A 1949-nucleotide genomic window follows, 5' to 3' on the forward strand; every position below is an offset into this window, starting at 1 on the left:
ACACCTTTGCCGCTTCGATTTTGTACGGCTACCGGCACGTTGAAGGCGAATTGAGGCGTATAGGACGTTTAAAGCACCTTTTCACCCTTCGGATGAAGTAGCATACCCGAAATTGCTGCTCATTTTTATTGCCTAAGCCCCGGAATTTAGCTTCACAGCGCCCAAAGAAGGTCGTATTTTGGTCGATTTGACCGAAAAGTGCCTGGCGAATGGATCTTTAGCTGACAGTTGCCCCACCGGCCTGCCGCAAAGGCTGACAGTACATGGATTGAGAGCTTAGGAGCGTCAATTAAATAAACGAGTCTGCGATGGGCCGAACAGGCTGGGAGTCAGTGGTGGGGCTCGCTCTGGCGGCTGGTTGTGATGGTTAGTATCGGCTTTGGCCGCCTTCTGTTTGAGATGTTTAAGAATCTGCTCGATTATGTCCGGATCCTCAATGCTGGCAATCACTTTGACATGCCCTCCACAGTGCTCGCAAACCTCAATATCAATATTGAAGACTCGCTTAAGTCGCTGCATCCATGTCATGGCATGGTGCCGCTCTTCAGGGGTCTTATCGAGCCAGTCAGTATCGGCTGCTTCTAGTTTGTCAGGCTTTTTTCCGCGTTTAGCCGGTGTGACCTGAACACGGTGTTTGCTGTTCGGTGCGAAGACTCCGTGGAATCGGGTGAGGTTGACGCGCGGCTTGGGTACCAGTGCAGCCAGCTTGGCCATGAAGTCCATGGGTTCGAAGATCACATGGGTTGTGCCATTGCGATACGGGGTTTTGAGTTCATACCGAACGTGTCCATTGGAGGTCAATGCCAGGCGCTTTTCTGAAACAGCGGGTCGGCTAACGTAGCGGCAGAGCCGTTCGAGTTTATCCCTCTGATGTCCTTCGGCCATCACACCGGCATGGAGTGAAAACCCTGCCACTTTAGCCGCTTGGCCATAGCCTGGCTTCTCACTTTCGCAATGAGGGAAGGTTTGCAGGGTGAAGACCTTACTCCCTTGCTGGGGGCCGGTGGCGATGCGGTAAGTCACCGAGGAACCGTGCATTTGCGTGAGTACATCTCCTCCTTCCTCGTCCAGCGTCAACCAGGTATTCTCGGCATCTCGCTCCAACAGACCGCGTTTTTCCAGGCAGCGAGCGACCCGGTGGCTGAGGGTGTTAACGAGCGCATTGAGTTCATGTTGAGTGGGTGCCTTGACCCGATGGAACCGCCGTTGGCCATAGGTATCTTCGGCGTATACGCCATCGAGAAATAGCATGTGGTAATGGACATTAAGGTTGAGCGCAGAACCAAAGCGTTGGATCAACGTCACTGCACCGGTTTGTGCGGTAGCCTTGGTAAAACCAGCCTGCCTAATTAAATGCGTAGAGACGGTGCGGTAGACAATGCCTAACACTTTACCCATCAGCTCTGGATGGCGAGCCAGCAGGAATCGTAACTGGAAGGGAAAGCTCAGCACCCACTGGCGTATGGGAACTTTGGGAAACACCTCATCCACCAAGAGCGCGGCACTCTCCGCCATCCGGCGGGCACCACAGCTGGGGCAGAACCCTCTGCGCTTGCAGCTAAATGCCACCAATCGTTCATGATGGCAATCCTCGCAGCGGACACGCAAAAAGCCATATTCCAGCCGACCACATTGGAGAAAATCTTCGAACTCTCTCTGAACGTAACGAGGCAAGCTTTGTCCCTGACCCTCCAACGAGGACTTAAAGACAGGATAATGTTCCTGAACCAATTGATAGAGGAGCGTCTTTTCGGGCTGATGGCGTTCATAGTATGGTGCTTGACTCGCCCAGACATTCCTTGCCGGTGACATGAGTATCCTCCTTGATACTGTTTATACATACAGCATATAGAAGAAGCTTCACTTAGCGAATATTGGCCGTAATTTTGTAAAAACAGTCCAACTGTTATGTCCGCTTTCGGGTCTTTTGTAATATAAAAATGCTAGTT

General features: G+C 52.0%; 1 protein-coding gene. It reads right to left on the minus strand.

Features of this window, described 5'->3' with window-relative positions:
- Positions 1–285: 285 nt before the first annotated feature.
- Positions 286–1812: an IS91 family transposase gene (locus A3735_RS08745; protein ID WP_068552922.1), complete on the minus strand. Its 1527-nt coding sequence runs from the start codon at positions 1810–1812 to the stop codon at positions 286–288.
- Positions 1813–1949: the final 137 nt, after the last annotated feature.

The organism is Oleiphilus sp. HI0061 (genome assembly GCF_001635675.1).

Bases quoted from the DNA above. Each gene is read 5' to 3' on its own strand.
- A3735_RS08745 (WP_068552922.1), bottom strand. From the start codon at position 1,812: ATGTCACCGGCAAGGAATGTCTGGGCGAGTCAAGCACCATACTATGAA.